Source organism: Vreelandella janggokensis, from assembly GCF_031451615.1.
Taxonomy (GTDB): domain Bacteria; phylum Pseudomonadota; class Gammaproteobacteria; order Pseudomonadales; family Halomonadaceae; genus Vreelandella; species Vreelandella janggokensis.
This window is the reverse complement of record NZ_JARWAJ010000001.1, coordinates 110,651-135,739: the sequence shown is the minus strand read 5'-3', so window position 1 is coordinate 135,739 and position 25,089 is coordinate 110,651. Positions and strand designations below refer to the sequence as shown.

24 protein-coding genes and 5 tRNA genes are annotated in these 25,089 nt (G+C 57.7%); 11 read left to right on the top strand and 18 right to left on the bottom strand.

Annotation, left to right across the window (positions count from 1 at the left end):
- Window positions 1-29: 29 nt before the first annotated feature.
- From QC816_RS00650 to puuE, 6 genes are all read right to left on the bottom strand, one after another.
- Window positions 30-758 carry an amino acid ABC transporter ATP-binding protein gene (locus tag QC816_RS00650; RefSeq protein WP_309780557.1) on the bottom strand — a complete coding sequence of 243 codons (729 nt, stop codon included), beginning with the start codon at window positions 756-758 and terminating at the stop codon, window positions 30-32.
- Entirely contained in the window at window positions 739-1,395 is a 657-nt protein-coding gene (locus tag QC816_RS00645) for an amino acid ABC transporter permease (protein ID WP_199283947.1), read from the bottom strand. Before QC816_RS00645 ends, QC816_RS00650 begins: the two co-directional genes overlap by 20 nt.
- Window positions 1,392-2,069: an amino acid ABC transporter permease gene (locus QC816_RS00640; RefSeq protein WP_264823618.1), complete on the bottom strand. Its 678-nt coding sequence runs from the start codon at window positions 2,067-2,069 to the stop codon at window positions 1,392-1,394. The genes QC816_RS00645 and QC816_RS00640 overlap by 4 nt, the downstream gene beginning before the upstream one ends.
- Window positions 2,070-2,077: 8 nt before the next feature.
- Window positions 2,078-2,932, bottom strand: coding sequence for a transporter substrate-binding domain-containing protein (locus QC816_RS00635; protein ID WP_309780556.1), 855 nt, complete (start codon window positions 2,930-2,932; stop codon window positions 2,078-2,080).
- A 306-nt stretch (window positions 2,933-3,238) separates the two neighbouring features.
- Entirely contained in the window at window positions 3,239-4,114 is an 876-nt protein-coding gene (locus tag QC816_RS00630; RefSeq protein WP_199283950.1) for a MurR/RpiR family transcriptional regulator, read from the bottom strand.
- A 21-nt stretch (window positions 4,115-4,135) separates the two neighbouring features.
- Window positions 4,136-5,065, bottom strand: coding sequence for an allantoinase PuuE (gene puuE / locus QC816_RS00625; protein ID WP_199283951.1), 930 nt, complete (start codon window positions 5,063-5,065; stop codon window positions 4,136-4,138).
- 314 nt (window positions 5,066-5,379) lie between these two features.
- Between puuE and QC816_RS00620 the strand changes: the two genes are divergently transcribed.
- The 3 genes from QC816_RS00620 to QC816_RS00610 all read left to right on the top strand — a co-directional run bounded on the left by QC816_RS00620 (window position 5,380) and on the right by QC816_RS00610 (window position 9,140).
- Window positions 5,380-6,138: an aspartate/glutamate racemase family protein gene (locus tag QC816_RS00620; RefSeq protein ID WP_309780555.1), complete on the top strand. Its 759-nt coding sequence runs from the start codon at window positions 5,380-5,382 to the stop codon at window positions 6,136-6,138.
- Between the two features lie 120 nt (window positions 6,139-6,258).
- On the top strand, window positions 6,259-7,629 hold the full coding sequence (locus QC816_RS00615; protein WP_085917118.1) for an NCS1 family transporter: 1,371 nt from the start codon (window positions 6,259-6,261) through the stop codon (window positions 7,627-7,629).
- Window positions 7,630-7,658: 29 nt separating this feature from the next.
- A complete protein-coding gene (locus QC816_RS00610; RefSeq protein WP_309780554.1) occupies window positions 7,659-9,140 on the top strand; it encodes an NCS1 family nucleobase:cation symporter-1 in 1,482 nt (493 codons plus the stop codon).
- Between the two features lie 226 nt (window positions 9,141-9,366).
- Here QC816_RS00610 and QC816_RS00605 read toward each other — a convergent pair whose 3' ends face one another.
- From QC816_RS00605 to uraH, 3 genes are read right to left on the bottom strand one after another with little or no spacing between them, the layout of a single operon-like run.
- Complete coding sequence (locus QC816_RS00605; protein WP_085917116.1) at window positions 9,367-10,080, bottom strand: GntR family transcriptional regulator; 714 nt, start codon at window positions 10,078-10,080, stop codon at window positions 9,367-9,369.
- Between the two features lie 16 nt (window positions 10,081-10,096).
- The gene (locus tag QC816_RS00600) at window positions 10,097-11,308 is read right to left on the bottom strand and encodes a urate hydroxylase PuuD (RefSeq protein ID WP_309780553.1); all 1,212 of its coding nucleotides are present in this window, start codon (window positions 11,306-11,308) and stop codon (window positions 10,097-10,099) included.
- 15 nt (window positions 11,309-11,323) lie between these two features.
- Window positions 11,324-11,677, bottom strand: a complete 354-nt coding sequence (uraH, locus tag QC816_RS00595) for a hydroxyisourate hydrolase (protein WP_199283955.1) — start codon at window positions 11,675-11,677, stop codon at window positions 11,324-11,326.
- 126 nt (window positions 11,678-11,803) lie between these two features.
- Here uraH and uraD point away from each other — a divergent pair, with 126 nt between their 5' ends.
- Window positions 11,804-12,352, top strand: coding sequence for a 2-oxo-4-hydroxy-4-carboxy-5-ureidoimidazoline decarboxylase (uraD, locus tag QC816_RS00590; RefSeq protein ID WP_309780552.1), 549 nt, complete (start codon window positions 11,804-11,806; stop codon window positions 12,350-12,352).
- A gap of 104 nt (window positions 12,353-12,456) precedes the next feature.
- Here the strand turns inward: uraD and QC816_RS00585 are convergent, their stop codons facing one another.
- Together QC816_RS00585 and QC816_RS00580 are read right to left on the bottom strand one after the other, a co-directional pair.
- Window positions 12,457-12,813: a phasin family protein gene (locus tag QC816_RS00585; protein WP_085917112.1), complete on the bottom strand. Its 357-nt coding sequence runs from the start codon at window positions 12,811-12,813 to the stop codon at window positions 12,457-12,459.
- A gap of 126 nt (window positions 12,814-12,939) precedes the next feature.
- Window positions 12,940-13,635, bottom strand: a complete 696-nt coding sequence (locus QC816_RS00580) for a glutathione S-transferase family protein (RefSeq protein ID WP_199285505.1) — start codon at window positions 13,633-13,635, stop codon at window positions 12,940-12,942.
- Between the two features lie 390 nt (window positions 13,636-14,025).
- On the opposite strand from QC816_RS00580, the gene QC816_RS00575 reads away from it, so the two are divergent.
- The 5 genes from QC816_RS00575 to QC816_RS00555 all read left to right on the top strand — a co-directional run bounded on the left by QC816_RS00575 (window position 14,026) and on the right by QC816_RS00555 (window position 20,224).
- Window positions 14,026-15,723 (top strand): L-lactate permease, encoded by a 1,698-nt coding sequence (locus QC816_RS00575; RefSeq protein ID WP_309780551.1) that lies wholly within the window; start codon window positions 14,026-14,028, stop codon window positions 15,721-15,723.
- Between the two features lie 144 nt (window positions 15,724-15,867).
- Window positions 15,868-17,367 (top strand): glycolate oxidase subunit GlcD, encoded by a 1,500-nt coding sequence (gene glcD / locus QC816_RS00570; protein WP_085917110.1) that lies wholly within the window; start codon window positions 15,868-15,870, stop codon window positions 17,365-17,367.
- 33 nt (window positions 17,368-17,400) lie between these two features.
- The gene (glcE, locus tag QC816_RS00565; RefSeq protein ID WP_309780550.1) at window positions 17,401-18,501 is read left to right on the top strand and encodes a glycolate oxidase subunit GlcE; all 1,101 of its coding nucleotides are present in this window, start codon (window positions 17,401-17,403) and stop codon (window positions 18,499-18,501) included.
- 14 nt (window positions 18,502-18,515) lie between these two features.
- A complete protein-coding gene (gene glcF, locus QC816_RS00560; protein ID WP_085917108.1) occupies window positions 18,516-19,745 on the top strand; it encodes a glycolate oxidase subunit GlcF in 1,230 nt (409 codons plus the stop codon).
- Window positions 19,746-19,822: 77 nt separating this feature from the next.
- The gene (locus QC816_RS00555) at window positions 19,823-20,224 is read left to right on the top strand and encodes a heme-binding protein (protein WP_085917107.1); all 402 of its coding nucleotides are present in this window, start codon (window positions 19,823-19,825) and stop codon (window positions 20,222-20,224) included.
- A 115-nt stretch (window positions 20,225-20,339) separates the two neighbouring features.
- Here QC816_RS00555 and QC816_RS00550 read toward each other — a convergent pair.
- The 6 genes from QC816_RS00550 to QC816_RS00525 form a co-directional block, all read right to left on the bottom strand.
- Window positions 20,340-20,416: transfer RNA gene (locus tag QC816_RS00550), tRNA-Asp, on the bottom strand.
- A 67-nt stretch (window positions 20,417-20,483) separates the two neighbouring features.
- A tRNA-Val gene (locus tag QC816_RS00545) sits at window positions 20,484-20,559 on the bottom strand.
- A gap of 58 nt (window positions 20,560-20,617) precedes the next feature.
- Window positions 20,618-20,694, bottom strand: a tRNA-Asp gene (locus QC816_RS00540).
- Between the two features lie 40 nt (window positions 20,695-20,734).
- Window positions 20,735-20,811, bottom strand: a tRNA-Asp gene (locus QC816_RS00535).
- 63 nt (window positions 20,812-20,874) lie between these two features.
- Window positions 20,875-20,950 (bottom strand) — tRNA-Val (locus QC816_RS00530).
- A 120-nt stretch (window positions 20,951-21,070) separates the two neighbouring features.
- Window positions 21,071-21,850, bottom strand: coding sequence for an alpha/beta fold hydrolase (locus tag QC816_RS00525; protein ID WP_309780549.1), 780 nt, complete (start codon window positions 21,848-21,850; stop codon window positions 21,071-21,073).
- A 58-nt stretch (window positions 21,851-21,908) separates the two neighbouring features.
- Between QC816_RS00525 and hemN the strand changes: the two genes are divergently transcribed.
- Both hemN and fnr read left to right on the top strand, forming a co-directional pair.
- Complete coding sequence (gene hemN, locus QC816_RS00520; protein WP_309780548.1) at window positions 21,909-23,324, top strand: oxygen-independent coproporphyrinogen III oxidase; 1,416 nt, start codon at window positions 21,909-21,911, stop codon at window positions 23,322-23,324.
- A gap of 63 nt (window positions 23,325-23,387) precedes the next feature.
- Window positions 23,388-24,125: a fumarate/nitrate reduction transcriptional regulator Fnr gene (gene fnr, locus QC816_RS00515; protein ID WP_199283961.1), complete on the top strand. Its 738-nt coding sequence runs from the start codon at window positions 23,388-23,390 to the stop codon at window positions 24,123-24,125.
- Here the strand turns inward: fnr and ttcA are convergent.
- Window positions 24,122-25,045, bottom strand: coding sequence for a tRNA 2-thiocytidine(32) synthetase TtcA (ttcA, locus tag QC816_RS00510; RefSeq protein ID WP_309780547.1), 924 nt, complete (start codon window positions 25,043-25,045; stop codon window positions 24,122-24,124). The genes fnr and ttcA overlap by 4 nt on opposite strands.
- Window positions 25,046-25,089 lie beyond the last annotated feature (44 nt).

The window sequence follows — 25,089 nt, the reverse complement described above, 5'->3', positions numbered from 1 at the left end:
GTGTATGCGTCCTTGTATACGATATTACGCTAGAGGACCGCCGAAATGAATTGTCGCAATTCGGCCGTTTGCGGATTAGCGAACAACTCACTGGGGCCGCCTTCTTCATGGATCCGCCCCTGATGCATAAACACGACGCGGTCAGCCACGTCCCGGGCAAAGCCCATTTCGTGAGTCACCAGAATCAGTGTCATGCCTTCGGCCGCCAGCGTTTCCAGGACGCGCAGCACTTCCCCCACCAACTCTGGGTCAAGCGCCGAGGTCACCTCATCGCAGAGCATCACTTTAGGGCGCATGGCGAGCGCCCGAGCAATGGCCACTCGTTGCTGCTGTCCGCCGGAAAGCTGCGCCGGGTAAGCATCGTATTTATCCGAGAGGCCGACTTTCTCAAGCACTTCATGGGCGATTTTCTCGACTTCCCCCTTCCCTTCGCCGCGTACCACTATGGGCGCCAGGCAAACGTTTTCACCCACGGTTTTATGGGGAAACAGGTTGAAGCTTTGAAATACCATACCGACGTTTTCACTCAGTTCCCTGGGCGACATGGAAGCCGCATCCAGTTGCTTGTCGGCGATGGTAATCTTGCCGCTGTCGTGCTTTTCAAGCTGATTCAAACAGCGCAACAGGGTGCTTTTACCCGAGCCGCTGCGGCCAATAATGGCGACGACTTCGCCCTGTGCGACCGAAAGATTAATACCTTTAAGCACTTCCAAGTCGCCAAAGGCTTTATGAACGTTATCAACGCAGACCAGCGTCATAGAGCTTTTTCTCCAGATAGCGCGCATAGCACGAAAGCGGGTAGCACAGCGCGAAGTAAAGAAGGGCCACAAGGGCAAAAATGGTGAAGGGCTCAAAGGTGGCGTTGTTGAGCATGGTGCCGGCCTTGGTCAGCTCGACAAAACCAATGATGGACGCCAGTGCCGTGCCTTTGATGACCTGCACCGAGAACCCCACCGTGGGCGGAACCGAAAGCCGCAGCGCCTGGGGCAGAATCACATGACGCATGGTCTGGAAATAATTCATCCCCAGCACCTGCGATGCATGCCACTGCCCTTTGGCCACCGCCTCCAGGCACCCCCGCCAGATGTCAGTCAGAAAGGCGCTAGTGAATAGCGTGAGCGCAATGGAGGCTGCTACCCAGGGTGAAATCTGGTGGCCCATGGCAGCGGCACCAAAGAAGATCAAGAACAGCTGCATCAGCAGCGGCGTGCCCTGGAAAAGATCAACGTAGAGTGACGTTAAACGCTGCAGCCAGCGGTTGCTGGAAAGGCGCATAAAGGTCAACAGCAGCCCTACCGTCGCCCCACCCACAAAGGCAATCAGCGACAGCACTACCGTCCAGCGCGCCGCCATCAACAGGTTGCGCAGAATGTCCCAGAAGGTGAACTCGATCATCGTTGCTCTCCTTGCTGATAGGCGAATAGGCGTTTGCCCACCAGCATAAAGCTGCGCCGCATACCAAAGGCGAGAAGCAGATAAACCAGCGTGATCAGCAGGTAGACTTCAAAGCTGCGAAAATTTCGCGACTGGATAAAGTTGGCCGCGTAGGTCAGATCAAACACCGAAATCTGTGACACCACCGCCGACCCCAGCATGACGATAATCGACTGGCTGATAAGTGCGGGGTAAACCCGCGCAAAAGCAGGCACCAGCACGACATGGCGATAGTTTTGCAATGTGGTCATGCCCAACGCCCGCCCGGCCTCCAGTTGCCCTTTCGCCGTCGCACCGATACCGGCACGGAGTATCTCGGCGCTGTAGGCAGCCAGGTTGAGCGTCATGGCGATAAAGGCCGCGGTAATGGCATCGATTTTGATGCCGAGCCCTGGTAGCCCAAAAAAGATAAAAAACAGTTGCACGATAAAGGGAGTGTTACGGGTCAATTCGACGTAACCGCCGAGCCCCCAACGCACCCATGGCTGCGCATTCGCGCGTAGATAAGCCACGGCCACCGCCAGCGCAAGCCCCGTCAAGGTGGTCACCACGGTCAGGATGACCGTGGTGGTAAGGCCTTTCAGAAGCTCACTGACGTAGGGCAACAGGGTAAGGAAATCGAGTGTTGGCCCCATGATGAACCTCAGCTACCGAAGTTTTCAGGCAGGTCGGCACTGAACCAGCGCTGGGACATCTCGTTCAAGGTACCGTCTTCAAGCGCCTGGGCGATCAGGCGGTTAACCTCTTTCATCAGCGCAGGCTCATTTTTATTCATGCCCACGTAGCAGGGCGAATCTTTCAACTGATACACCAGCGAGGGCGCCCGGTCGCTATTACGCTCGGCGATCTCGGCCGCTACCACGTTACCGGTGGCAACATAATCGACCTGCCCGGAAAGAAACGCAGAAATGGTGGTGGCGTTATCTTCAAAGCGCTGCACCGTGGTGGAGTCTGGTGCAATCTCGGAAAGCTCCATATCTTCCACGGCACCACGGGTTACACCGATGGTTTTATCGGCCAAGCCTTCCGGACTCTCCACGCTTTCATCTTCATCGGCGCTGAACACACCCAAAAAGAACGGCGCATAGGCGTCTGAAAAATCAATCGCCGCTTCGCGCTCAGGGTTCTTACCCAGGCTGGAAATCACCAGATCCGCCTGGCCGGTCTGCAAATAGGGAATCCGGTTGGCGCTCGTCACGGTAATCAATTCAAGCTCCACGCCCATCTCGTCGGCGAGGTAGTTGGCCATATCAATGTCGTAGCCACGGGGTTCCAGGTCGGTACCCACCGAGCCGAACGGCGGAAAATCCTGCGGCACGGCAATGCGAACGGTGCCTCGGGATTCGATGTCCTCAAGGGCATCCGCCTGAACGTCTGGGCTTGTCGCGACAGCCCCCAGGGCAACAGCGGCACTCAAGCCCGTTGCTAAAAGACCGGACTGCAACCGCTTGAAGCGGCCATTAAAGGCGTGGCTGAAACGCTGCGATAACAATTTCATAGGACTCTCCTGGCAGGGACGCGTTTTATTAAGGAATGCTTTGTATGTAATAAGCCGAAGCGGCAATTCATGTAAGGCTAATGAAAGCTTTGTTTCATACAGCAGATACAAGAAACTTTCGTTTCACCTACTCGCATAAAAGCAATGGCGATGCCAGAAGTCGCTAACCGCATTTATAACAGCACTTTATTGAAACCACGGGCGATGGTGCAGCGGTCGCTGCGCCAGAAAGGAAGGAGGTGTGCATGGTGTTGGTGCAGTTTCAAACCAACAAAAGAACGATATGCACTACGACAGGGTGGAAGTCTACTGGGCGTTCCAATCAACACTCATGATGGGTGATTCCAGTTCGCTGAGGTCAGCGTAACTATCGCTGATCGCACTGATCCGCTTTCGACCTTCACCAAGGCGCCGGTGCAATACGCCGTTGGCCAGCAGGCAGATCAGGCTATTGGCGGTGGCGTAGCTATCAAACGCCGAGAGACTTTCCAGCGGCGCTTCCATCAGCCAGTCGACCTGGGAGACAAAATTTACCGCGGTAGGGTCGGCGATCAGCGCCACCTCGGCTGGCGAGTGCTCGAGGGCATTCACCAGCGCGGCAAATGCTGCCGGGCGGCGGCGAAAACCAAACAGTACCACCACATCCTGCTCGTTGAGATCGACAATCTCTTCAGCCAACGATTGGTTGGGCTGGGGTACCACACGCACCTGGGAGCGCGCCTGAATCAACTGCTGGCGAAAATGCAGCGCCAAGGGATAGCTGTTACGAAACCCGATCACGACCACATGACGTGCGCTAGCCAGGCGCTCTACCAGCGCGGTAAATTGATCCGCCGCGATGCCATTCAGGCAGCGCTGCAGATTATCCTGCTCGCGCTGCAAGTGACGCTGGAACGGCGCGCCCGCCTCATCCTGCATGGCGTTGGCATCGATCACCAAGGGCACCCCCAGGTTGCGCAGTTGACGGGCGTGGTCTTTAACCGAGCGATAGCTTTCGAACCCCAATCGCTTGAACAGTCGGCTGACAGTCGATTTGGAGACCCCGGTCAAGCGCGCCAAATCGGCAGCGCTGTATACCGCAAGATCATCAAAGTGATCGAGGATAAAGCTCGCCACGCGCTGTTCCTGGGCACTTAGCGCGTCAAACTGGGCGGTAATCCGCTGTCCGATATGCGGCGTCATAATATCCTTTTAGCTGCTTGATTAACGCGTTGATGGCGGGTGGTGCTCCGCCCAATGGCGGGCGATATCGACCCGCCGGGTCACCCAAACGCGGTCGTGGGTTTCGATGTAATCCAAAAAGCGCTGCAGGGCACGAAAACGCCCTGGACGCCCCAATAAACGGCAATGCATGCCCACCGAAAGCATCTTGGGCGCCTCCTCCCCTTCCGCGTAGAGCACATCGAACGCATCGCGCAGGTAGGTAAAGAAGTGATCCGCGGTATTAAAACCTTGCGGCGCGGCAAAGCGCATGTCGTTGCTGTCCAGCGTGTAGGGCACGATCAAATGGTTGTGATCGCTGCCCTGGCTATCGGTTACCTGGGTCCAGAACGGCAGGTCGTCGCCGTAATAGTCGCTATCGTAAAGGAAACCGCCCTCGTCCAACACCAGTCGACGGGTATTGGGGCTGTCGCGCCCGGTGTACCAGCCCAGCGGTTTCTCGCCGTACAGCCGCTGGAAAATCTCCATGGCGTTTTGCAGGTGTTCGCGCTCGATATGTTCGGGGACTTCCTGATAGTGAATCCAGCGATAGCCGTGGCAGGCAATTTCATGGCCCAACTCCTTGAAGGCCAGGGCGGCCTCGGGGTTGCGCTCCAGCGCCATGGCCACGCCAAACACCGTCAGCGGCAAATCACGCTTCTCGAACTCGCGCAGAATGCGCCACACCCCGGCGCGGGAGCCGTATTCATAAATCGACTCCATGCTCAGATGGCGGTCTGGATAGGACGGTGCGCCGATGATTTCTGACAGGAACTGCTCGGAACCTGAGTCGCCATGCAGCACGCAGTTCTCGCCACCCTCCTCGTAGTTAAGCACGAACTGCACCGCTATTTTAGCGTTGCCGGGCCAGTTGGCATGGGGCGGGGTGCGTCCGTAACCGATCAAGTCGCGGGGGTAATGGCGCTGTGTCATAGACGGCTCCTTAGATGAATCCTGGCATGCGTCGACATAACATGATCATTCGCAACGCATTATTAGCTTGTATACAAAATAGCCTGATCAAACCTTAACCGCAACGCACGACAAAGCGAATAGGTTGAGACAGGGGATGTTTCACTACCAATAAAGCAGCGAACAGCGCAAAAGTTGATCAATTGGTCAACTAACAACTTGACATTTGACGCAGTCTCGCACTTGCGGTGGACGAAAAATCGCCCTATTTTGTATACAAGAAAAGATAAATTGTTTACCTGAAACGAACGTATTGCGACCAAGAGGAGAATCGGGTGGCCCATATACGCCTTATCAACCCCAATACCACGGCCTCAATGACCGCCTCGATTTATCGTGCCGCCAACGACTATGCCGCCGCAGGCACGCAGGTCAGTGCCTGTCAGCCGGAAGCTGGCCCAGTGTCGATTGAAAGCCATTTCGATGAGGCAATCAGCGCCGTCGGCGTCGCACAGGAAGTCATCAAGGGCGAGCAGGAAGGCAACATCGATGCCTATGTCGTGGCCTGTTTCGGTGACCCTGGGTTGCTCGCTGCCCGTGAGCTGACCCGCGCCCCGGTGGTGGGCATTGCCGAAGCCGCCTTTCACATGGCGACGCTGATCAGCACGCGGTTTTCGATTGTCACCACGCTTGGCCGCACCGGCATCATTGCCGAACACCTGCTGGAACAGTACGGCTTTCGACAGCACTGCCGACGCATTCGCGCCGCCGAAATCCCGGTTCTGGACCTTGAACACCACCCCGAAGTCGCCTACCAGCGCATTGTGCAAGAATGCTGCCGAGCCCGCGACGACGATGGTATTGGCGCTATTGTGCTGGGCTGCGGCGGCATGGCCAACCTCACCCAGGAAATTAGCCGTGAGGTAGGCCTGCCCGTTGTCGAGGGTGTCAGCGCTGGGCTCAAGCTTGCCGAATCCTTGGTGGGGCTGGGGCTCTTTACCAGCAAGCACGGCGACCTGGCTTACCCGCGGCCCAAACCGTTTACCGGTCAGTTTGCCGATTTTTCAAACCTGACACTGCCGCCCGGAGGCTAACCCAAAAGACACCATCACGATGCCAGCCAATAACAATGACCGCATCAAAAACACACGCCAGCCGCAAGCATCCCCAGCACCGCTGTGGGTCAATAACAGCCATCTTGCGAGGTTCACACCATGAGTGCATCACCATCGGGTCTGACGTCGGACGACCCAGCGACCGTTACACCCAGCGACGGCCAGAAAAGCATAGGCGACGAATCGCTCGCGCCACAAAGTACGCGAATAATGGGGCGCGCCTCTTATTTTCTTGCCTGGTTTGGCGGCTGCGTGTCCATTGGCACCTTTGCCATGGGTTCGAGTGTGGTCGGCACGCTCAACCTGATTCAGGCGACGCTGGCGATCGCCATTGGCTGCTTTGTGATTGGCATTGCCTTGGCGCTCAACGGCGCCGCTGGCTATAAATACGGCATTCCCTTCATGGTCCAGGCCCGCAGCGCCTTTGGCTTTGCGGGCACCCGGCTGCCAGGGCTGGTTCGCGCGGTACCGGCGATCGTGTGGTACGGGTTTCAAAGCTGGATCGGCGCCGGTGCGCTGAACATGGTGTCAGCGACGCTGTTTGGCTTTGATAATCTGGTGTTCTACTTCATTACCTTCCAACTGCTGCAAATCGCTCTTTCGGTTACCGGTTTTCAGGGCATCAAGTGGCTGGAAAATCTGGGTAGCGGGTTTATTCTCCTGTCACTGGTCTACATGTTTGTAGCTACCATTCAGCGCTACGGCGATGAACTGTCGGCAAACCTGCTGACCATGGAAGGTTCCTGGGGCATGCCGTTCTGGGGCGCAACCATGCTGTTTCTGGGCATCTACAGCACCATGATGCTCAACGTCAGCGACTACTCCCGGGAGCATAAAACCGGCTCAGGGCCGGGCCTGCTGACCACGCTGTATGCCATGTCGATTCTGCCCTGCACGCTGTTCATGGGCCTGATTGGTTTTATGGTCTCGGAAGCCACCGGCACCGCCGACCCCATCCAGGTCTTCGCCAACGCCGTGGATAACACCCCGCTGCTGATGACCACGCTACTGTTCATCGCCTTTGCGCAGGTAACGACCAACGTTCTGAATAACGTCGTTCCGCCCACCTACGTCCTGATGGATATCTTTAAGCTCAAGTTCCCCGTGGCCACCGTGATCGTCGGACTGCTGGCGTTCGCGACCTTTCCCTGGAAGCTGGTGCAGCCGGGATCGGCAGAAGGGTTGCAGCTTTTCGTGCAAACCTACTCAGCCTTTCTCGGCCCGATCTTCGCCATTCTGGTGGTGGATTATTACGTGATTCGTCGTCGCACGCTGGATCTGGACAAGCTTTACGACGCCAGCGGCCCATACCGGGGTGTTAATGCGGCGGCCTTGATCGCCACCGCCGTGGGCATTGTGGCGGCGCTGCTGTTCTCAGCCGTTTCCTGGTACGCCAGCCTGATTCCCGCCGGGCTGACCTACTTCCTGTTGATGAAGCACTGGCCCGCCTGCCAGCGTTTTAACTCGTAAATCCACTCGCCACTACAAGAGCTAATGCCATGAACAAGCGTAACGACGTCGGCGATCTGGATATCAAGCATATCGATCCCACGCTGTATAACGAGGACCTCGCGCCACTGAAACCCCAGGACCGCAACTGGGGAGCGTTCGAGATATTCAACGTCTGGTCCAACGACATCCAGAGCCTTTTTGGCTATACCCTGGCCGCTTCGCTATTTTTGACTTACGGCCTCAATGGCTGGGCCGTCATGGCCGCCATCATCCTGGCGGGCGTGATCGTGATGTTTCTGGTCAACCTGACCGGCAAGCCCAGCGTCAAGTACGGCATTCCCTTTCCGGTGATGGTACGCGCCAGCATGGGCGTGCGTGGGGCCAACCTGCCCGCGATGCTGCGGGCGATTGTGGGGATTTTCTGGTACGGCGTGCAGACCTACTTTGCCTCGACCGCCATGACGCTGCTGCTGGCAGCGCTGTTCGGTGGCGGTGACGGCGCCACTTTCCTGGGATTATCCAGCTTAGCGTGGATATCGTTCATCATCGTCTGGCTGTTCCAGATCGCGATCTTCTGGGCGGGCATCGAGCGTATCAAGCACTTCCTCAACTGGGCAGGGCCGCTGGTTTACCTGGTCATGATCGCGCTCATGGTCATCGTATGGGTCAAGGCTGGCAGCGAATTATTGCCTGCGATTGACACGATTTTCAGCGGCGGCGAAGCCGATACCACCACGCATCCAGTTAGTGCCTTCATGGCCATTGTGGGCACCATGGTGGCCTACTTCGCGGCAGTGGTGATCAACTTCGGCGACTTTACCCGCTTTGTGAAAACCGAACGCCAGATGAAGCTGGGCAACCTGCTGGGCTTGCCGCTTAACGTCGCGTTCTTCTCGTTTATCGCGCTGATCATCACGGCGGGCACGCTGGTCTTGTTTGGCGAGGCGTTGACCAACCCTTCCGACATTGTCGAACGTGTGGATAATCTGGCGTTGACGATCGTGGCCGCCCTGACCTTCTTCGCCGCCACCGTGGGCATCAACCTGGTGGCGAACTTTATTCCGCCCGCCTACGATCTCGCCAACCTCTTCCCCAGCAAGGTGAGCTTTAAACTGGGTGGCCTGATCACGGCGATCATCGCGTTTTTTGTTGGCGCGCTGTGGGTCTCGGTCATCAGCCAGATTGGCGTACCTGGGTTTGTGAATGCGGTGGGGGCCATCGTGGCCCCTTTCTACGGCATCATCGTGGTCGACTACTACCTGATCAAGCGCCAGCATTTGAATATGCAGGAGCTGTTTTCCTCCGACGCCAACGGTGCCTACTATTACACCAACGGCTGGAATACCCGTGCACTGATCGCCTTTGGCGTGGCAGCACTGTTCTCGATTTCCACTGTGCTGGTACCGGCGCTGGCAAGCCTGAATGGCTACGGCTGGTTAATGGGCGCGGGCCTCGGCGGGCTTTTCTACTACGGTTTGATGCGGCAGTTTAAGGTAGACCCTACTCTTGCTGAGCAGAAGACAAGCTGAAATGAATTAGCCGGTGCTAGCGGCTAATGATTCTAAACGCCATCGGTTCAACGCCGATGGCGTTTTTTATATGTCGGTCTAAACCGGTCATTATGAAGCCCGTTAGTAGCCTCACATGGCAATTCATTTCGCGGTATTGAAGCCCAGTGTAATGAGCTTTTTTCAATCTACAGCGCATATTTTTCTGTCGGGCTGGTATTGCAATACCAATTAAGTGCAAGCCTCCTTAACCCCCAAAAATCTGCTGCAAATCGGGCACGTTCTCTTCCTCTTCGACCATCGAGAGCGAGGCTTCAATAGCTTTCAGATGACGGCTCATAAACGCGCTTGCGCGCTCGCCATTGCCGGTTTCCAGATAGCCGACCAGGTCGTCGTGGTCGTGGGATTCACAACCTAAGTGGCCGGGATGGCCATAGACGGCCAAGATCAGCGATGAACGTGAACACAGGCTTTCCACGAAGGCTGCCAGTGTCGCATTGCCGGAAAGCTGCGCTATGCGAACGTGAAAATCCGCCGACAGGCGTATCGCCACGCTCTGCTCGCCGTTGCGCAACGCCTGGCGCTCGCGCTTGGCCATGTCGCGTAGTTCCGCTGCTTCTTTGTCGCCCATGCGCCGCGCCACGTCGGGCATTAACCCGCATTCGATCAACTGGCGCGCATCAAACACATCCTTGGCTTCGTCGGCGGTGGGCCGGGTAACGCTGGCCCCACGGCGCGGCGTCAGGGTCACCAGTTGCTCCAGCGCCAGGCGCTGCAATATCTTGCGGATCCCGGTGCGGCTGATGCCGAACACATCGGCCAAGGCATCTTCACGCAGCCGTGCGCCGGGCTTAAGCCGCTGTTCAACAATCGCGTCGCTCACCGCGCGATAAATCGCCTCGTGGCGTTCATCGCCTTCCGCTTTCGACGCCGATCGCTTAACCGCCTGCGCATCACTCATCGACTCTCCTCATTGATCATTCGTCCCAGGCGGCGATGGTATCGCGTTCTTCATCGCTCATCTCGGTCATGTTACCTAACGGCATGTAGCGACTCTCGACCACCTGCTGTATGACCGCTTTGTGGGCCAGGATGTCGTCCCAGTCGTCGAACGCATAGTCGGCCGGTGGCGCGGAGAAACCGGCATGTTCAGGATTGCTTGCGTGGCACTGCACGCAGTGCTCCTCGATCAGCCCCGCTATCTGATTGTCGCCGACATCGCTGGCCTGGGTGTCGCGGTCTGATGGGTCAGCGGTTTGCGAATCCGGTGCCGCTACCCAAAACGCCAGGATGACCAGCACCACGCCAGCCGCCGGGTAGCCCCACTGCCGCTTGCCCGCGTGCAGTAGCACAAAAAACTGGCGGATAACGGCGCCTGCAAAGATCAGCAGCGACATCGCTACCCAGGCCAGTTCGTGGGAGTAAAGAAACGAGTAGTGATTGCTGACCATCAGCAGTACCACGGGCAAGGTGAAGTAGGTGTTATGCACTGAGCGCTGCTTGCCGCGCTTGCCATCCAGAGGGTTGGGCGCATCGCCTGCTTTCATGGCCTTCACCATGCGCCGCTGGCCGGGGATAATCCAGAAGAACACATTCGCGGACATGGCGGTGGCCATCACGGCCCCGGTGAGCAGGAAGGCTGCCCGCCCGCCAAACAGCTGGGTGCTTAAATAGGCAACCACCACCATCATGACCGCCACAGCGATACTCAACAGGCCGTCGCGCTGCATGGTGGGGCTGATGCGTTTGCACAGCTGGTTGTAAACCACCCAGCCGCCGAGCAGGAACAGTAACGCCAGCAGGTTGGCCTGCCAGCCTGACATGTTGGCCGCCCACTGCCACGGGCTATCCGGGTTTATCAGGTAGAAGCCAGGGTTGACCATGTAGAGGATGACGAACAGGGCAAAGCCGGAAAGCCAGGTAGTGTAGGCTTTCCAGAACGACCAGTGCAGGTCGTTAGGCAGTTTGCCGGGGGCCGTGGTGTACTTCTGGTTATGATAGAAGCCGCCGCCATGGACGGCCCACATCTCGCCAAAAATCCCCTTCTGGCGGTCAGCTTCGGCCTTTGGCGTACGCAGGCTGTTATCCAGCATCACGAAATAGATGGACTCACCGATCCAGGCGATGGCCGCAATTACATGCAGCCACCGCAGCAGCAGGTTAACCGCGTCTATCAAATACGTTTGCATCACTGGCCTCCGCCATCAGCTGCCACGATAGGTCGAGTACCCATAGGGCGAGAGCAATAGCGGTACGTGATAGTGCTGCTCGGCATCCGCCACGCCGAAGCGGATGGGAATGACATCCAGGAAGCGCGGTTCAGCGGCGTCGACGCTCTTGGCGCGTAGGTAGTCGCCGGCATGGAAGCACAGCTCGTACTCGCCGGGTGTAAAAGCATCGCCTTCGAGAAGCGGTGTATCACAACGGCCATCCTGGTTGGTGATCACGGTGTGCAGATGCTGCCGCTCGCTGCCGTTTAGCCGCAGTATATCGATGGCAATGCCCTGGCCGGGGCAGCCGAGTGCGGTATCCAGCACGTGAGTCGTCAGATATCCCATGGTGGCTCCTTATTGCTTTTGTGTATCGCGGGTTCAGCGTCGCGTATCGATGGCTTTAGAGTACCGTTAGCTTGTTTTATTGTATACATTGAGCCATCACACACTCAGCTTAGCCCGGAGCGCCCCATGCCCTCACCCGCCGCCGACTTATGCCTTCAACCCTGCCCGAGTGAGCTATCCCTTGACGCCTTTATCGAGCATTACGGCGATATCTACGAGCACTCTCCCTGGGTCGCTCAGGCAGCCTGGGAAACCGGCTTGACCTCGGCACATGACCACCCGGATGCCCTGGCTGACGCGATGGGCCTTCAACTCCAGCAGGCGAGCAGCGAAAAACAGATACGCGTTATTCAGGCGCACCCCGACCTCGCTGGCAAAGCCGCAATGGCAGGCAGATTGACCCAGCACTCTACCAGTGAACAGGCAGGGGCCGGGCTTGACCAATGCACGCCTGAAGAGTTTGCCCGCTTCGAGCAGCTTAACGCCGACTACAAGGAAAGATTCGGTTTTCCTTTTGTGATCGCCGTGAAAGGGCTGGACCGGTTCGCCATTTTGGAGGCATTCGCCAAGCGCCTCGAGAACGACGCAATGACAGAGCGCAAAACCGCCATCGAACAGATCATCCGCATCGCTAGGCTACGTCTTCGCGCACGGGCCGCGGAACAACAGCAATAGGTTTGGCGGCCTACCAACCGCTTGTATACAGCACCCAGCAAAAAAACTGCGCTCTAAAAAGAGCGCAGTCATTAACCAAGGCGATTAAACGATAGTGACCAGGCTTACTGCTTGGCCGTCTCTACCGCTTTCTTGGTGGTATCTTCGGCCATTTTCTGGCTGTCTTTGATGAAGCTCTGGCTGATGGAAGTGACTTTTTCGCCATCCCCCTTCATGCGCTCCATCAGGTCGCTGGTAGCTTTCTGCTGGCTTTCCATTGCCTTCTTGAAGCTGTCGGCATCTTTCACGTCCAGCCAGGTGCGAGCCTGGGCAATGCTCAGATCCGAGTAGGCACGAACAGCGTCAAGCTGTGCGCTAACGATCTGATCATAGTAGTCCAGCGCTGTCAGCGTGTAAGAACGCATCGGCGATACAAAGATGGACTCGACTTGCTGGCTGGCTTTTTCGGCGGCTTTATTCATCGCGCTAACTCCTTAAAGTGAGTAACGACATAGGCGCGCCTTGGAAAGGGAATATCAGTAAGGTCAGCGCCTCTGCTACACCACACGTTAGCAGTCGATTTTGTGCAGTGCAACATAAATTTTCGACTAGGCGATATCCCGCACCGTGGCAGCCTTGCCGGCAATGCCATCGTGAACAGCCAGCATGCGCTTAAACCATTGATCCACAACGTCTTCTGCATCAACCAGCGACTCATTCGATACGGTATATGCCCACATCATGCTGCCAAATAACAGGTAATCAGCCCCCGCGGGCGAGTCGCCATCGATAAAGTCGGCGTCATTCAGTTGAGCGTAGACCGGCGCAAGCGCCTGCTTGAGTTGCGCCCGCCCCTTCTCGGGCTGGTGAAGCGATTCCAACGTGCAGCCAAAACGCGCCTCGCGGGTCTCACGGAAATAGTCGCGGTCGTCGGGATGGATCACCGCCAGCAAGTCGAGCGCGACTATCTTGAACAGTGCGGGCGTCACGCTACGTTCAACATAATGCTTGAAGAACCGCGCCCGCTGATAGCTGGCCCCTTCGCCAAAAAGCGGCGCCTGGGGGTAGGTATCGTCAAGGTAGCGCATGATATCAAAACTGTCGGTCACCACTTGCTCACCATCCACCAGTACCGGCACCTTGTCGTGATTGGCAAACGCGATAGCGTCTTTTTCGAGAAACCGCCAGGGCTGGGTGGTAAATGAGAGGCCTTTATGGGCCAGCGCCATGCGCACTCGCCAGCAGAAGGGCGAAAAACGTAGTCGCTCGTCGCGACCACACAGATCATAGAGTTTGATTGCCACCGTCATCGTCTCCTTGTTGCTGTTGGTCATAATGGTAGGACACCTTAACCCACTAACCATGGCCGCAAGTCTTCCACGACGCAAGCGCCTGCGATTAGCGGTGCAGTACTGACCCTCGACAGGCTAACCCTACTGTCTATTAGTCTAATGAGTAGCGCTCGATATCTTCTTAACAATTCTCCATAAAAAATAATATAAACAGCTACTTAACGAACAACAACAAGATTACAACATGACATCAGGACTGATCGTTATTGGTCATACCAATTTTCCACCAGTAGTCATCGTATCGGTAGCGCCGTATCTTTCGTTCTGACATCTAATGCCTTAAATACGGCGCGTCATTATTGTGGAGCACAACGGTTAATAACAAGGAGTCGAGTTCTTCCCATGAATGAATCATTTCTTGCCCTTCTGGCATTCACACCGCTGTTGTTAGCGGGAATATTGCTCATTGGCTTTAAAATACCCGCCAAGATCGCCATGCCCATCGTCTTCCTGGCGGCGGCCATTATCGGCCTGACCGCCTGGGACATGTCTTTGTCACGGATAGTTGCTTCGACGATCCAGGGGCTGATCCAAACGGCAGGGCTGTTGTGGATTATTTTCGGCGCGATCCTGCTTCTCAATACGCTCAAGCACTCGGGCGGTATCACTGCTATTCGTAACGGCTTTTCGGGTATCAGCCCCGACCGCCGCGTCCAGGCGCTGATCGTTGCCTGGCTGTTTGGCTGCTTTATTGAAGGGGCGTCCGGCTTTGGCACCCCCGCCGCTGTAGCCGCACCGCTGATGGTCGCGCTGGGATTCCCGGCGCTGGCGGCAGTTGTGGTCGGCATGATGATCCAGTCCACGCCCGTCTCCTTTGGCGCCGTGGGCACCCCGATCGTCGTCGGCGTGGGCAGTGGTCTTGACCGTGCAGGCATCACCTCTGAACTGGAATCCGTGGGGTCAACCTGGGATATCTTCTTCCAGCAGGTAACCAGCGGTGTGGCGGTCACCCACGGTATTGTCGGCATCCTGATGCCGCTGATTCTGGTCACGATCATGGTGCGTTTCTTCGGTGCCAACAGGTCGTGGAAAGAAGGCCTGTCGATTGTGCCCTTCGCCATCTTTACGGGTATTTCATTCGTCGTTCCGTATATGCTGGTGGGCGTGTTCCTGGGGCCAGAGTTTCCGTCCATGATCGGTGCGATGGTGGGTCTCGCAATCGTCGTACCGGCAGCACGCAAAGGCTTTCTGCTGCCCAAGGACACCTGGGACTTCCCCGAGTCGACCTCATGGCCCGACGAGTGGATCGGCAACCTGCAGATCAAGCTTGAAGACGTTGTCGGGCAGGCACCGATGTCGACCTTCAAGGGCTGGGTGCCTTATGTGCTGCTGGCTGTCTTCCTGGTGGCGTCGCGCACCATTGAGCCGCTGCAAGCGGCACTGACCTCGTTGAGCCTGAGCTGGTCGAATATCCTCGGCGAGGAAGGTATCAGCGGCAGTATTCAGCCGCTCTACCTGCCGGGCGGCATCATTCTGGCAGTGGTGGCCGTCACCTTCTTTATTCACCAGATGAATGCCCGCAAGATGAGCGCGGCACTATCTGAATCCACCAAAACCATTTTTGGCGCGGGCTTCGTACTGATTTTTACCGTGCCGATGGTACGAATCTTGATCAACTCAGGGGTTAACGGTGCTGATATCGCGTCCATGCCGGTGATGATGGCGCAGGCCGTTGCCAGCGGCGTGGGTGATATCTATCCGTTCTTCGCACCAGCTGTGGGTGCCATGGGCGCCTTTATTGCCGGTTCGAACACCGTGTCCAATCTGATGCTGGCCGAGTTTCAGTTCAGTGTCGCGGAAACCCTTGGCCTGTCCACCGCCATGATGGTGGCACTGCAAGCCGTTGGGGCAGCCGCCGGTAACATGATTGCGATTCACAACGTGGTCGCTGCGTCGGCAACGGTTGGGCTATTAGGCCGCGAAGGGGCTACCATTCGTAAGACGATCCTGCCGACGATCTATTACCTGGCCGCCACAGGCTTGATCGGCTTGATTGCCTTTTATGTACTGGGTGTTACCGACCCGCTTGTCGGGTCGTAATCCTCAACCCCATGACGTCGCCGGGGGAAACCTCGGCGACATTATGCAAAAGCTTTCCACCATCATCAGGATGGATTTATGGAAATCTTTTCCATAACATAGAGCCACGGACTTCCCACGCTCTCCTCATCTTCAGGAGCTATCATGAACATCCTCTTTGATGAGCGCCTCGATGGCGAACTGGTTCGCCGCGATAAAACCGAGGTGTTGACCGACCTGCAGCAGGCAGTGCCTTCGCTTACCTTACTCCACCGCGAAGAGGATCTTCGACCGTTTGAGTGCGATGGCCTGGCGGCTTACCGGATTTTGCCGATGCTGGTGGCGCTACCCGGGACCCTTGAAGAAGTGGAAGGGTTGCTCAAACGCTGCCACGCTCTCGGCGTGCCGGTGGTCACGCGCGGCGCGGGCACCGGGCTTTCCGGGGGCGCGCTGCCTCTGGAACGCGGCGTGCTGCTGGTCATGTCCCGCTTCAATCAGATTCTCAAGGTCGACCCCGAAGCGCGCCTTGCAAGGGTGCAACCCGGCGTACGCAACCTGGCGATCTCCGAAGCCGCCGCCCCCTATGGGCTTTACTACGCCCCCGACCCGTCGTCACAGATCGCCTGCTCGATTGGCGGCAATGTGGCCGAGAACGCTGGCGGCGTGCATTGCCTGAAATACGGCCTGACGGTGCACAACGTGATGCGCGTCGACATACTGACCATCGAAGGTGAACGCATGACACTGGGCGCCGAGGCGCTCGATGCGCCAGGCTTTGACCTGCTCGCGCTGATGAACGGTTCTGAAGGCATGCTCGGGGTCGTCACCGAAATCACCGTCAAGCTATTGCCCAAGCCGGAAACCGCCAAGGTCCTGATGGCCAGCTTCGACGACGTCGAGAAAGCAGGTCGCGCAGTAGGCGATATCATCGCCGCAGGCATTATTCCCGGCGGCCTGGAAATGATGGACAAGTTGGCCATCAAGGCTGCCGAGGATTTCGTCAAGGCGGGCTACCCGCTGGATGCCGAAGCCATTCTGCTGTGCGAACTCGACGGCGTGGAAGCCGATGTGGACGACGACTGCGACACCGTTCGCCGCGTGCTTATCGACGCCGGGGCCACCGACATTCAGCAGGCCCGCGATGAGGCCGAACGCGCCAAGTTCTGGGCGGGCCGCAAGAATGCCTTCCCGGCGGTTGGCCGGATGTCGCCGGATTACTACTGCATGGATGGCACTATTCCGCGACGAGAATTGCCAAGGGTGCTCAAGGGCATTGCCGCGCTGTCCGAAGAAAGCGGCCTGCTGGTGGCCAATGTGTTTCACGCCGGCGACGGCAATATGCACCCGCTGATTCTGTTCGATGCCAACAAGGAGGGCGAACTGGCGCTGGCGGAAGATGTCGGCGGCAAGATACTGGAATTGTGCGTGGCCGCTGGCGGGTCGATCACCGGCGAGCATGGCGTAGGCCGGGAAAAGATCAACCAGATGTGCAGCCAGTTCCAGCCCGACGAGCTGACCGTTTTTCATGCCTTGAAAGCGGCGTTTGACCCGCTGCGGTTGCTCAATCCGGGCAAAAATATTCCTACTCTGGCGCGCTGCGCCGAGTTCGGCGCGATGCACGTCCATAACAACGAATTACCGCATCCTGAACTGCCACGTTTCTAATGCGCCAGGTAAAGACCCTGACTAGGAAAGACCATGACTAACACCGTGACTCACACTGCGGATGGCGACATCGCCGAGGCGCTGTGCGACCAGGTCCGCGAGGCCCACGCCTCACGCACACCGTTGCGCATTGTCGGCGGCGACACCCGGGCCTTCTATGGCCGCCCGGTGGAAGGCCAAGCGCTCAACCTTGCCGGTCACAGCGGCATTGTCGACTATGACCCGGTCGAGCTGGTGGTCACCGTTCGCGCCGGTACCCGGTTAAGCGCACTAGACGCCGAATTGGCCAAGAACCATCAAATGCTCGCCTTTGAGCCGCCTGCCTTTGGCGAGGCCAGCACCATTGGCGGCGCTGTGGCTACCGGGCTTTCCGGCCCACGCCGGCCCTGGGCAGGCGCCGCTCGCGATTTCGTTCTCGGCACACGGGTCATTACCCAGGAAGGCAAACTGCTGCGCTTTGGCGGCGAGGTAATGAAGAACGTCGCCGGTTACGATTTCTCCCGCCTCATGGCAGGCGCACAAGGCACGCTGGGCGTGCTGGCCGATATCTCCTTCAAGGTACTGCCGTTGCCCAGCGCCAGCCACAGCTTGCGCCTGTCAATGGGTATCGACGATGCGCTGAAGAAGCTCGCCGAGCTTGGCCGTCAGCCGCTGCCGATCACGGCCGCTGCCTGGCATCAGGACGAGCTTTTTATCCGCCTGGAAGGTGGTCATAGCTCGGTGAAAGCCACGCGTGAACGCCTGGGCGGTGACGACCTTGATGCCAGCTTCTGGCAGCAGTTGCGCGACCATCAGCACGCGTTTTTCACCCCAAGTGAAGGCCAGGTACTGTGGCGGCTGTCGCTGCCACCCAACACACCGCCTCTGGCGTTGGGTATCGACGACGCTGATATGTTCTACGATTGGGGCGGTAGCCAGCGCTGGGTGAAGACATCGCTGGATGCCGATACGCTTCGCGATGCCTGCCATACCTCCGGTGGCCACGCCACCTGCTATACCCCCTATGCGCAAGGTGGCACGCAAAGCCCCTTTACGCCGCTGCCCAGCGTGGTGGAAAAATACCACCGCAACTTGAAAGCGGAACTAGACGCCCACGGCATTTTTAACCCGGGACGTCTCTATGCGGCGTTTTAATCAGGAGAGCTGACATGCAAACGCAGTTTACCGATGCCGACCTTGAAAAGCCGCACATCCAGGAAGCCGACCGCGTGCTGCGCACCTGTGTGCACTGCGGCTTCTGTAACGCCACCTGCCCAACCTATCAGTTGCTGGGCGATGAGCGCGACGGTCCTCGTGGTCGCATCTACTTGATGAAGGAGCTACTTGAGAGTCGTGATGACGACGATCAGGTCACCGAAGAAACCCGCCTGCACCTGGACCGCTGCCTCACCTGCCTTAACTGCGAGACCACCTGCCCGTCAGGCGTGGAGTATCACAAGCTGCTCAATATTGGCCGGGCCGAAATTGAGCGTCGCGTACCGCGACCGGCTGCCGAGCGGGCGCAGCGTTATGCACTACGCAAAATGCTGGTCGAGCCGCAGCGCTTCAAGGCACTGCTGGCGCTGGGCCAAACTTTCAAACCCCTGGTACCCGGCAAGCTACGCAGCAAAATGCCGGGCGCGCCAGTCGACGCGGGTCAGCGGCCGAGTACCCAGCACAGTCGTCAGGTATTGATGCTGGAAGGCTGCGTCCAGCCAGGTCTATCGCCCAACACCAATGCCGCCACCGCAAGGATCCTCGACCGTTTGGGCATCAGCGTGACGCCGGTATCCGAGGTGGGCTGCTGCGGCGCGATCGACTTCCACCTCAATGCCCAGCAAGCTGGCCTCGCCCGTGTGCGGGCCAATATTGACGCTTGGTGGCCACACGTTGAGCAAGGTGCCGAAGCCATCGTGCAAACCGCCAGCGGCTGCGGCGCCTTCGTCAAAGAGTATGGCGAAATGCTCAAAGACGACCCGGACTATGCCGACAAGGCCGAGAAAATCAGCGCCCTGGCAAAGGACATCGTCGAAGTGCTGCGTGACGAACCGCTTGAGTCACTGGATGTGCAAGCCAGCCAGCGGCTGGCGTTTCACTGCCCCTGCACGCTGCAGCACGCTCAGAAGCTCAACGGCGCGGTTGAAGGTGTGCTGACCAAGCTTGGCTTTGCACTGACTCCGGTGCAGGATGCTCACCTATGCTGCGGCTCGGCGGGCACTTATTCGATCACCCAGCCTGAACTGGCGACCCAGCTACGCGACAATAAACTCAACGCTCTGGAAGCGGGCAATCCGGAAATGATTGTCACCGCCAACATTGGCTGCCAAACCCACCTGGCCGGTGCCAACCGCACGCCGGTACGCCATTGGGTGGAAATCGTCGACGCTGCGTTACACTGATTCCACACATCACATTACCCCGTGCCAAGCGAATGGCACGGGCATGTTTAACGGCAAACCAACCAAAGGACCACCTGATGCAAACTAAAGCTGTCTTATCCCAAGCAGACGTTACCCACGTACTTGATGCCGCCCAAAAAGAAGCCGACAGCAATGGCTGGGCGGTGACCATCGCCGTCGCTGATGATGGTGGTCATCTGCTTGCCCTACGCCGCCTGGACGGCGCGGCGCCCTTCAGCGCCGATGTGGCCACCCAGAAAGCACGCAGCGCGGCGGTAGGTCGCAAAGAAACCCAGGTCTTTGAAGAGATGATCAACGGCGGCCGTACCGCCTTTGTATCCGCACCACTTCAAGGGCTGCTCTCCGGCGGCGTGCCGATTATCGTCGACGGCCAGGTGGTCGGCTCGGTAGGTATTTCCGGCGTCAAACCGGACCAGGACGTTCAGGTCGCCAAAGCGGGCGTGGGTGCGATTGCCTGAGTTAGCGGCTGTATAAAGCACATACGAAAAACCCCGGATCGATGATCCGGGGTTTTTTTAAATTCGTTCGGTATAAAACCGATAATTCTGGCTGCTGGAGATAAAAGCTGCGTAATGGCGGACCGGACGAGACTCGAACTCGCGACCTCCGGCGTGACAGGCCGGCATTCTAACCAACTGAACTACCGGTCCGCTGTATCGCACTGATATCTAGCAGGGTATTGCATCATTACCATTTGAGTACGCCAAGCGATTCAAATGGTGGGTGGTACTGGGTTCGAACCAGTGACCCCCAGCTTGTAAGGCTGGTGCTCTCCCAACTGAGCTAACCACCCAGCGCATTGGCATCATTAGCTGAACTTTGCCAATTGAATTTTTACCGCTTGTTTATCGTGGCGGACCGGACGAGACTCGAACTCGCGACCTCCGGCGTGACAGGCCGGCATTCTAACCAACTGAACTACCGGTCCACATACGACAAAACATGGAAAACAAACGAAAAAGTGACGATGGCGGACCGGACGAGACTCGAACTCGCGACCTCCGGCGTGACAGGCCGGCATTCTAACCAACTGAACTACCGGTCCGCTGTATCGCACTGCTAACGCTAGGTGCTTTCCTTACTGCAACGTTTCCAGGCCATCAAAAGATGGTGGGTGGTACTGGGTTCGAACCAGTGACCCCCAGCTTGTAAGGCTGGTGCTCTCCCAACTGAGCTAACCACCCGCTGGTCACGTGGCGCTGCATTCTACAGTAGATGCGAAGGAAGTCAACAGACTATGTCGAAATACTGCGTCCAGATACTGTCCTTACAAAGACTGTTTCCAACGCAATTTTCCAGACGCCTCACTGCGGCGATTGAGCGCGCACGAAGGATGCCCCATGAGCCGCTGCCTCGTCAATCAAAATCGTCTGATCAAGCCCCGATGCCCGGCGGGGTTTGAAGTCGTGATCGCCATCGGTCAACCAGGTCACGCGGGCATTATCCGGTAGCGCATACCCCGCGACTTCATCACGATTCCCCAGCGGATCGCGCTCGCCCTGAAGTATGAGCGCCGGCACCGGCACCTTCGACCAGTGCGCCAGGCGCAGTCTGTCGGGCGCTTTGGGGGGATGAAAGGGATAACCGGCAATCACCAGCCCGGGGCAAGGCTGCTCGCTTGCCAGCATACTCGCCACACGGCCCCCCATGGATTTACCCCCCAGCCATAGCGGCTTGATCGTTAGCGGCGACAGGCAGGCATACCAACGCGCCAGTTCAGCAACGCTCCGTTCGATGGCGGGCGGTGGGCGGCGTTTGCCCGTCGCCTGCATTTGCTGCATGTAGCCCAGATCAAAGGTAATCACCTGCAGCCCCCTACGCGCGAGTGCACTGGCAAACTGCTGCATGAAGGCCGAACGCTGCCCGGCACCCGCTCCATGAGCGAGCAGTAGGCAGCCGAGGTCTGCCTGGCCATAAAGCCTGAGCGGCCCCAGGCCCTCCCGCCAAAAACAGCCTTCGGCCTGCTCGGCGACCGCTTCAGCCAGCAACTGCTGGCTGACGACTTTTTCCTCTGGCCATTGCGCGTCCAACTCACCCCTCCTGTGTCGCTTGTCGGTAACGGGCTTTTCCTTGACGTGGCTCAACGTTGCCTCGTGCGGCACTCGCTACCATGAATCAATACTCAGTCTGGAGCCCTGCCTCATGCCTGCCCCTATTCATTCAGCGCCTGGTAATCCACTCGCGTCGCCGGTGTGGGCCCCTGACCGCCTCCATCGCTATGCGAAAAGCGGACCGCGCTATACATCCTACCCGACCGCGCTATCCTTTGACGCGGCGTTCACTGCCGACGAGTTTAGCGCGGCACTGCAACGCAGTAACGAAGCTCAACGACCACTATCACTGTATGTGCACGTCCCCTTCTGCCGCAAAGTCTGCTTTTACTGTGCGTGCAACAAGATCGCGACCAAAAACACCGCGCTCGCCGCGCCCTACCTCGCAAGGCTCGACACGGAAATGGCGCTGACAGCGCAGCATCTGGATACCCGACGCCCGGTTGAACAGCTCCACTGGGGCGGTGGCACACCGACGTTTCTGACTCTCGATCAAATGAGCGAACTGGTGGATAAGCTGGATGCGCACTTCGGGCTTTCAGACGCCCCTGAGCGCGACTATGCCATCGAAATCGACCCTCGCGAAGCCGATGTGCTGACGCTGCGTCATCTACAGTCACTGGGTTTCAATCGCTTGAGCCTGGGCGTACAAGACCTCGATCCACGGGTTCAAAAGGCGATCAATCGCCCCCAGCCGCGGGCGCTAACCGAAACGTTGATGGACGAAGCCCATCGACTGGGCTTCCGTTCGTTAAACCTCGACTTGATTTACGGCCTGCCCAGACAAACCCCAGACAGCTTTGCACAAACCCTTCGCCAGGTGATCGAGCTGAACCCCGCACGCCTGTCGGTCTTCAATTACGCCCATTTGCCCCAGCGCTTCCCTCCACAGCGACGGATCCTTGATGCCGAGCTACCCAGTCACAACGAAAAGCTGGCGATGCTGCGCATCACGATTGAATTGCTCACAACCGCCGGCTACGTGCATATCGGCATGGACCATTTTGCCCGCCCTGATGACAGCCTGGCCATCGCCCAGCGTCACGGTACGCTACAACGCAACTTTCAAGGTTATTCCAGCCACGCCCAATGCGACCTTATCGGCCTTGGGGTCTCCGCCATTTCACGCCTGAATGACAGCTACGCACAAAACAAAAGCACGCTTGAGCACTACGAGGCGGCGATTGACCAAGGGCAACTGGCCACACAACGCGGCATACGGCTATGTCGAGACGACCTGCTTCGCCGTGAAGCCATCGAGCGTTTAATGTGCGATATGCGGCTCGACTTGTCAGCGCTCAGTGAGCGCTGGCAGGTCGATGCGCGAGATTATTTTCAATCGGCCTTGAACGCCCTGGAGCAGGCGCAACACGACGGCTTGATCGATATCCGCGGCAGTTTACTGGAGGTGACGCCTGTCGGACGCCTGTTAATACGCCACCTGGCCATGGCCTTTGATGCACGCTTGCTTTCTCAGACCGACAACCACTACTCGAATATTGTTTAGCAGTTGTTATTCATGGGCACACGCTTCCATAATGAACATACGAATTCTCTTTTGGAGACTCTAATGCTGGAAGCCCCGCAACGGCGGCGCGCCGTCCTGCACGAAGCACGCTGCCAGACCTGCAGCTTGAGTTCGCTGTGCCTGCCGCTGGCACTGGAGCTTGAGGATATCGATCAATTTGACGCGATCATTCGGCGACGCGCCCCCCTCAAGAAAGGAGAGCATCTGTTTCATCAGGGGGATGCCTTCAACAGTGTCTATGCGGTGCGCTCTGGTAGCCTCAAGCAGGTCACCAGCGAAGGTGGCGGGCATGACCAACTGACCAACTTTTACCTGCCCAGTGAATTGGTGGGGCTTGATGCTATCGATGAGCCGCACTACCCCGGCAGCGTAATCGCCTTGGAAACCACCACTGTGTGTGAGATTCCCTTTGACCGCCTGGACCAACTGTCTGAGAAACTGCCCGAGTTACGCGGCCAGATATATCGCAGCATGAGCAAAGAACTGCGCAATGACCGGCGGATGATGCGTCTGCTATCGGGCAAGACCGCTGATCAGCGATTGGCAACCTTCCTGGTCACGCTTTCCGATCGCTTCCGTCGCCGGGGTTACTCGCCCTATAGCTTCCGTCTTTCCATGCCCAGGGCTGATATCGGCAACTACCTGGGCCTTGCCGTTGAGACCGTCAGCCGGATTGTCAGTCGCTTCCAGTCCCAGGACGTGGTAGCCATTTCCGGTCGTGAGGTAAACATTCTCGACATGGCGAAGCTTCAACGACTCGCCGAAGAAGAGCCCGCTTAACCGACGTTGAGCGCCTGAATACGCCCAGCCCTCAATTCCGCCTGCTTGGCCTCCAGCCCGGCAAAGTCGAACAGGTCGCGGTCGGCCAGCTGTGAAGGCGCGACGTTGGTGACGGCCTTGAACATGCTTTCCAGGCGGCCAGGGTGTTTCTTGTTCCATTCGGCCAACATTTCCTTGACCACCTGGCGCTGCATATTGGGCTGGGAGCCGCACAGGTTGCAGGGGATAATGGGAAACGCCATCAAACGCGCGTACTCGGCAATATCCGCTTCTTTGCAGTAGGCCAGCGGCCGGATGACGATATTCTTGCCATCATCGGAGAGCAGCTTGGGCGGCATTGATTTCAAACTGCCACCGAAAAACATGTTCAAAAACAGCGTTTCCAGGATATCTTCCCGGTGATGCCCCAGGGCGATCTTGGTCGCACCGATTTCCTCGGCAAAGCCATACAGCGACCCGCGCCGCAAGCGCGAACACAGCGCGCAGGTGGTTTTGCCTTCGGGGGTTTTCTCCTTCACCACCGAATAGGTATCACGTTCCAGAATGTGGTAGTCCACACCGCGTTGCTCGAGATAGGTCGGCAGCACATGCTCGGGAAACCCCGGCTGTTTCTGGTCCATGTTGACGGCTATCAGCGAGAAGTTGACCGGCGCGTTGCGCTGCAGGCTGAGCAGCATTTCCAGCATGGTGTAGCTATCCTTGCCACCGCTCAGGCACACCATGACGCGGTCACCTTCGTCGATCATGCGATAGTCGATAATCGCATTGCCCGCTTCACGGCGGAGCCGCTTTTGCAGCTTATTGAACTCGCGTTTTTGTCTGACATCTTGGGACTCCGAAGTGTCAGCCGCTTCGGATAAGCTGGATGTCGCGTCGGCAGTCGCCAACGCTGGATCAAAATGAACAAGATCATGTTGCATGGTAATAGCACTGCCGATGGTAAGAGAAGCAGCCGTTATTCTAG